The sequence below is a fragment of the Gordonia sp. i37 genome, assembly GCF_002043085.1.
GTDB classification, from domain to species: Bacteria; Actinomycetota; Actinomycetes; order Mycobacteriales; family Mycobacteriaceae; genus Gordonia; species Gordonia polyisoprenivorans.
This window is the reverse complement of the sequence record NZ_MVPX01000459.1, coordinates 1-7,018: the sequence shown is the minus strand read 5'-3', so window position 1 is coordinate 7,018 and position 7,018 is coordinate 1. Positions and strand designations below refer to the sequence as shown.

6 protein-coding genes and 1 pseudogene are annotated in these 7,018 nt (G+C 65.6%); 4 read left to right on the top strand and 3 right to left on the bottom strand.

Annotated features, from left to right (window positions below; genetic code table 11):
* Together B1964_RS22560 and B1964_RS22555 are read left to right on the top strand one after the other, a co-directional pair.
* Positions 1-483, top strand: a 483-nt coding sequence (locus B1964_RS22560) for a TetR-like C-terminal domain-containing protein (RefSeq protein ID WP_079931357.1), incomplete at its 5' end; no start/stop codon positions are given.
* Between the two features lie 52 nt (positions 484-535).
* On the top strand, positions 536-1,312 hold the full coding sequence (locus B1964_RS22555; protein ID WP_014358650.1) for an SDR family NAD(P)-dependent oxidoreductase: 777 nt from the start codon (positions 536-538) through the stop codon (positions 1,310-1,312).
* Between the two features lie 80 nt (positions 1,313-1,392).
* Here B1964_RS22555 and B1964_RS22550 read toward each other — a convergent pair whose 3' ends face one another.
* The 3 genes from B1964_RS22550 to B1964_RS22540 form a co-directional block, all read right to left on the bottom strand.
* Entirely contained in the window at positions 1,393-2,448 is a 1,056-nt protein-coding gene (locus B1964_RS22550) for a zinc-dependent alcohol dehydrogenase family protein (protein ID WP_006369437.1), read from the bottom strand.
* A 105-nt stretch (positions 2,449-2,553) separates the two neighbouring features.
* Positions 2,554-3,030 (bottom strand): SRPBCC family protein, encoded by a 477-nt coding sequence (locus tag B1964_RS22545; protein WP_253194127.1) that lies wholly within the window; start codon positions 3,028-3,030, stop codon positions 2,554-2,556.
* A gap of 83 nt (positions 3,031-3,113) precedes the next feature.
* Positions 3,114-4,949: an acyl-CoA dehydrogenase gene (locus B1964_RS22540; protein WP_079931355.1), complete on the bottom strand. Its 1,836-nt coding sequence runs from the start codon at positions 4,947-4,949 to the stop codon at positions 3,114-3,116.
* A gap of 268 nt (positions 4,950-5,217) precedes the next feature.
* Here B1964_RS22540 and B1964_RS22535 point away from each other — a divergent pair, with 268 nt between their 5' ends.
* Complete coding sequence (locus tag B1964_RS22535) at positions 5,218-6,159, top strand: aldo/keto reductase (protein ID WP_079931354.1); 942 nt, start codon at positions 5,218-5,220, stop codon at positions 6,157-6,159.
* Between the two features lie 445 nt (positions 6,160-6,604).
* Positions 6,605-7,018: pseudogene (locus B1964_RS22530) on the top strand (HNH endonuclease); the annotation flags it as partial.

Sequence of the window (7,018 nt, the reverse complement as noted above, 5' to 3'; positions counted from 1 at the left end):
CCCCGCCGGCTGGCCGACGAGATCGAATACACGCCGCCAGTCCTCTATCAGCATTTTCCCGGCGGGCGCGACGAGATCGTGACGGCGGTGGCGTTGCTCGGATTCGCGGAGTTCGTCGCGTCGGTGTCCGGCGGCACGGAGACCGAAGGCGGGGTCGGCGGCCTCATCGATGCGTATCTTGCTTTCGCGCAACGCAATCCGGCTACGTACGAGGCGATGTTCGCCATGCCGATCGCCGCGCGGTTCGCTCACGACGAGACTCCTGAGATCATGCGTCGCGCATTCTCGATCTTCGTCGAGGCGCTCGGTGGCGGGGATGCCCTCGGTGAGGACGTCGGTGTTCAGGTGCGCGCGGAACTGCTGTGGAGCGCGCTGCACGGGGTGTGTGAGTTGCGCAGGTGCGGGCGGCTGGACCCCTCGATGGAGTCTGCGAGGCGGGCTGAGCTCGTCGCAGTGTTCGAAGGCCGGTCACTTACCGAATGATCGCTCGGCCCCGGGTTGTTAGACCAGTCACACGGCGTCGTAGTCTGTCGACGTGGATATCAACGGAGCAAGTGCAATCGTGACGGGTGGGGCGTCGGGCATCGGCGCCGCGGTGGTTCGCCAGCTGGCGGCCAAGGGGGCGAAGGTCATCATCGCCGACCTCAACGCAGAAAAGGGTGGTGAGCTCGCCAAGGAGATCGACGGCAAGTTCGTCGCTGTGGACGTGACCAAGACCGAGGATCTCGAGAACGCGGTCAACCAGGCGACCGAGCTGGGCCCGCTGCGGGTGCTGGTGAACTCGGCCGGTATCGGCTGGGCGCAGCGCACCATCGGCAAGGACGGTGACTTCGCTTCCGCGCACAACCTCGACGCGTACAAGAAGGTCATCGCGATCAACCTGATCGGCACCTTCGATGCCATCCGGCTGGCCGCCACCGCGATGAGCCGCAACGAGCCGCTGGAATCGAACGAGCGGGGCGCGATCGTCAACATGGCGAGCGTCGCGGCATTCGACGGCCAGATCGGCCAGGCGTCGTACTCGTCGTCCAAGGGCGGCGTCGTTGGCATGACCCTGCCGGTCGCGCGTGACCTCGCGGCCGTGGGCGTGCGCGTCAACACCGTCGCCCCCGGCCTGATCGACACCCCGATCTACGGTGAGGGCGAGGCCGCCGAGGCATTCAAGGCCAAGCTCGGCGAGTCGGTGCTGTTCCCGCGTCGTCTCGGCGTGCCCGACGAACTCGCGTCGATGGTCGTCGAGCTCGTCACCAACTCCTACATGAACGCCGAGGTCGTCCGCGTCGACGGCGGCATCCGGATGCCACCGAAGTAGTTCTGGCACAAGTCCTCTCACGGTCACGGCCGCGTCAGACCCTCGGGTCCGACGCGGCCGTGGTGGTTTCTCGGGGAATCTCAGGCGCTCATGATCACCTTGAGCGCCTTGGTTTCTGCCGCACGGGAGAACACGTCGTAGGCGTCGATGATCTCGCCGAGCCCGAATCGGTGGCTGATGAACGGCTCCGGGTCGATACGGCGCTGTGCCACCAACTTCAGAAGTGTGCCAAGGGTATTGGTGTTCACCAGGCCCATCGACATCACGATGTTGGAGATCCAGAGGTCCTGGATGGGCAACTCGACGGGTTTGCCGTGCACACCGACATTGGCGACATGGCCTGCGGGGCGGACGATGTCGAGGCACATCTGGAACGTGTCGGGAATGCCGACGGCCTCGATCGCGACATCGACGCCGAGTCCGTCGGTCATCGCCAGGATCTCTTCGCGCCAACCCGACGAGGTCGACACGACCCCGTCGGTCGCCCCGAACCGGCGGGCCTGCTCGACCCGGTTGGCGTCGATGTCGACGGCGATGACCCGGCTGGGCCCGTAGAGGCCGGCGGTGGCGATGGCGGCGAGCCCGACCGGGCCGGTCCCGATCACCGCGACCACATCACCGGGTTTCACCGCCCCGTGGCGGACGCCGATCTCGTGGCCGGTGGGCAGGATGTCGGAGAGTAACGTGCCCTGCTCGGGGCTGACCGCCGACGGCAGTTTGTGGACCGAGTTCTCGGCGTAGGGCACCCGCACGTACTCGGCCTGGGTGCCGTCGATGAGATGGCCGAAGATCCAGCCGATGCCCGACGTGCCCTCGCTACCGAGGCAGTGCGAGTAGACGCCCTGTTTGCAGAACGAGCATTTCCCGCATGAGGAGATGCAGGACAGGATCACCTGGTCGCCGACGGCCAGCGTGGTCACGGCGTCGCCGACCTCGGTGATCGTACCGACGCCCTCGTGTCCGAGAATGCGGCCGGGAGTGACCGCGGGAACGTCACCCTTGAGGATGTGCAGGTCGGTGCCGCAGATCGTCGTCGTATCCATCTTGACGATGACGTCGGTGGGTTCGCTGAGCTTCGGGTCGGGGACGTCCTCCCAGGCCTTCTGGCCGGGACCGTGGAAAACGAGTGCCTTCATCTGGTGTCACCTCACGTGGTCGGGTCCCCCGTGTCTCACGCCCCCGCAATTCACGCTACGTATGCGCGCCCGGCCATGGGTGCCGATCGGTGCCTGCGATGCGTGTCAATATGAGAATTCGCCCCTGATCCGCGCGCAGTTCAGATGCCGGATCAGACCGCGCCTACCCGACCACATCATGAACCGGTGGTTCGCGTGCAAGATCGGACGGCCGACGCGGATGAGGGGGAGCGGCAGCGGTGTGGTGAGGTCGACGACCTGACGGAACTCGGCCCGACAGCCGTCGGCGGGAGTACCTGGGTAAATGGTCCACCGCGTCCACCCCGTCAGGTCGCCGTCCACGCGCGCCTGCAGGACGCCGGCCGCGGGGTCGACGATGTCCTCACGCACGTGCACCCGAAGCGATATCGGCAGCAATGACCGCAGCACCGCATCGCCGGAGGTGTCGTCGACCCTTGTCGCCTCGCGGACCTGCGGCCACCAGGTGGGGTAGGAGTCGGCGTCGGCGAGCGCGGCCAGCACGATGTGGTGGTCGAAGGGCAGGTGCCAGACGGAGTGCATCCGGAAGGTCCGTGCGCTCACGTCGTCCAGTATGCGCCGGATCGCCGAGGGGCCGGGATCTCGACGGAGATCCCGGCCCCTCGGCTCGTGCGGTGTTCTGTGTGTCAGAAGGCGGCTTCGTCGAGCTCCATGATCTCGCCGTCGATGTTCTCGACGGTGGTGCGGATCGAGGTGAGCAGCGGGAGCATGTTCTTGGCGAAGAAGCTCGCGACGGCGACCTTGCCCTCGTAGAAAGACTTGTCGTCGCCGGTCACGCCCTCATCGAGCTTGGCCAGCGCGATCTCGGACTGACGCAGGAGCAACCAGCCGATGAGCAGATCGCCGACCGACATCAGGAAGCGCACCGAGCCCAGCCCCACCTTGTAGAGGTCCTTCGGGTTCTCCTGCGCGCCCATCAGATCGCCCGTCAGGGAGGCGGCCATGGCCTGGACGTCCTCGAGAGCGGTCTTGAGCAACGCGCGTTCGGCCTTGAGGCGACCGTTGCCGGCCTCGGTGTCGATGAACGACTGGATCTGTCCGGCAACATGCGCGAGGGCCTGCCCCTTGTCGCGAATGATCTTGCGGAAGAAGAAGTCCTGCGCCTGGATGGCGGTCGTGCCCTCGTAGAGCGAGTCGATCTTCGAGTCACGGATGTACTGCTCGATCGGGTAGTCCTGCAGGAAGCCCGAGCCACCGAAGGTCTGCAGCGACTCGTGGCCGAGGTTGGCGTAGGCACGCTCGGAGCCGACACCCTTGACGATCGGCAGCAGCAGGTCGTTGACTCGGTGCGCCATCTCGGGATCGGCGCCGGAGACGATCTGTGCGGCAACGGAATCCTGGTGCGATGCGGTGTAGAGGTAGATCGCGCGCAGACCCTCGGCATATGCCTTCTGGGTCATCAGCGAACGCCGGACGTCGGGGGGATGCGTGATGGTGACCCGCGGTGCGGCCTTGTCGGTCATCTGCACCATGTCGGCGCCCTGCACACGCTCCTTGGCGTAGTCGAGAGCGTTGAGGTAACCGGTCGACAGCGTCGAAATCGCCTTGGTGCCCACCATCATTCGCGCATGCTCGATCACCTGGAACATCTGCGCGATGCCCTTGTGAACCTCGCCGACGAGCCAGCCCTTGGCCGGGACGCCGTGCTGGCCGAAGGTGACCTCACAGGTGGCCGACGCCTTGATGCCCATCTTGTGCTCGACGTTGGTGACGAAAACGCCGTTGCGCTCGCCGAGTTCACCTGTCTCGAAGTCGAAATGGAACTTCGGTACGAAGAACAGCGACAGCCCCTTGGTGCCCGGGCCTGCGCCCTCGGGGCGGGCGAGCACCAGGTGGAAGATGTTCTCGGTCATGTCCTGGTCGGCAGAGGTGATGAAGCGCTTCACACCGTCGATGTGCCAGGAGCCGTCCTCCTGCTGAACAGCCTTGGTACGTCCGGCGCCCACATCGGAGCCGGCGTCGGGCTCGGTGAGCACCATCGTGGCGCCCCAGCCGCGCTCGGAGCAGATGGCGGCCCACTTCTTCTGCTCGTCGGTTCCGTTGTCGTAGAAGATGTTCGCGAAGCCCGAGCCTGCTGCGTACATGAACACCGGCGGGTTGGCGCCGAGGATCATCTCACCGATTGCCCAGTACAGCGATCGGGGCGCCGGCATGCCGCCGAGCTCCTCGTTGACGCCGACCTTGTCCCAGCCACCCTCGACGAGGGCGTTGTAGGACTTCTTGAAGCTTTCCGGGATGGTGACGCTGTGGGTCTCCGGGTCGAAGACCGGCGGGTTGCGGTCGGCCTCGGCGAAGGATTCCGCGATCGGGCCCTCGGCCAGAGTCCGGACCTCGCGGAGCATGTCCACGGCGGTCTCATGATCCAGATCGCCGAACTCCCCCGACTCGAGCACCTTGTCCAGTTCGAAGACCTCGAAGAGGTTGAACTGCAGGTCGCGCATGTTGCTCTTGTAGTGGCCCATTTGGATTCCTATCTGACGCGGGCTGAATCCCTCGCGGGTGGTCGCTGGATGTGTCGGCAGGTGAACTCGTGCAAACGCCCGGTGGATGCTCTGAAGGGAACACGACCGAACGACCGCTAAGTTACTCGCCGGTAACCCCAGGATACAACTCGTTCGCAGGGTCGACAAGCCGAGATTTCTGTGACCTCCGCTAACTTCTGCAAGCGCAATGTCCTGTATCGCGAATCGTCACCTCGTTATCGCGAAACCCGGCGACTAGCCTGTCTGCATGTCCACTGATTCCCTGGTCCTCGGATGTATGTACTTCGGCACGCGCACCGACGACGCCACTTCCCGCGCGCTGGTCGAACGATTCCTGGAACGTGGCGGAACAACGCTTGACACCGCGGACTGCTATGCGTTCTGGGCGTCGGGGACGGGATCGGGCGGACAGAGCGAGGAGATGCTCGGCCGGTGGTTCGCCGACAACCCGGGTGTCCGGGAGCGAGTGACGCTGGCGACGAAGGTTGGGCCGGAGCCCGTTCCCGGACGGCCGGGTGAGGTCGTCGGTCTCGGTCACGAGGTCGTCATGCGTTCGATCGAGGCCAGCCTCGCGCGGCTCCAGGTCGATCACATCGATCTGTACTGGGCGCATCTGGAGGACCGACGGACGCCGATGGCCGAAGTGGTCTCGACGTTCGGCCGACTCGTCGACGACGGCGTGGTCGGACGGATCGGTATCTCGAACCATCCGACGTGGCGCGTGGAGCAGGCGCGCGCCCTGGCGTCGGTCGCCGGCACCGAACCGTTCACCGCATTGCAACTGTCGACGTCGTACGTCCGGCCACGCCCGGACACCGTGGTGCCGGGCAAGGATCACCGCTTCGGGTTCGTCACCGACGAGACCATTGACTACCTCACCACCCATCCCGAGATCGAACTGTGGGCGTACAGCCCGCTGATCCAGGGCAGCTTCGACCGCGCCGACCGACCGTTCCCCGAGGCCTACGACCACCCGGGAACAACCCGACGCCTGGCCGAATTGCGCAGCGTCGCAGCCGAGCTGGACGCCACGCCCGGGCAGGTGGTCCTTGCCTGGCTACTTGGTGGTTCCCCGGTGATCCGGCCGATCGTCGGCGTCAGCACGTTGGCCCAACTCGACGCAGCCCTCGACGCCGCCGAGCTGACCCTCACCGCCGAGCAACGCGCGAGGCTCGACGCCGCGGTCTGATCGCCGGCCTTCGATCCGGTGATCAACCCTTCCCCCGATGGTCGAGGTGCGTGCGGCGCCTCGAGACCGCTTGCGCCGGTGCTGGTTCGGCTCGGCGGGTGGTGCGGATACTCATCGGCGAGAGGGGTCTCGAGGCCTCGACCATCAGAACGGATAAATGGCCGTTTCCTGACCGATGTTCGACCGTTCCTCCCCGGTGGTCGAGGGTTTCCGCCATCCGACGCTCGCCCCTTCCCCTCGATGGTCGAGGTGCGAGCCGCGTGCGGCGAGCCTCGAGACCCGGCGAGATGAGAGGTATCGCAACCACATCGACGCGCAGTCGACGCGCCCTAAAGAAGTTGTCCACAGATTTTGTCGCACCGACCGCTGCCGCGCCGGTTTTGTCGGTACCCCTTCGTACACTTGTTCTCATCAAGTCCGATCGCGGGAGGGGGAGGTTGTTCGGATGTCGACCACATTGACGTTCACCGATCCGGATGCCGACGCTGCCGCAATCACGTCGATGTCGCGCGATGAGCTCACCGAAACCGGCCCGGACCTGCTCCGCGAGTCCCGCAAACATGAAGCGCGCGCGGTCCTGGCAGCCGCCGCGCTGGCGGATCGGGTGTATCGCGAGCGTTTGGCGGGCCAGTCCGAGGTCGAGGTATGGGGCTCGGTGATCGAGCACGCCGACAAACTCGCACGCGCCGAAGTCTCCCTACAATTCACGATCTCCCGCAGCAAAGCCGGCAGCTGGATAGCGCTGGCGGACCTCCTCAAAGAACTCCCACTGATCCGCACTGCGTATTTGAACGGTGAACTGTCCACGAATCGGGCCTCGATCATGGCGCGCGCCGCCCAGCGTGGCGAGGACATCGAC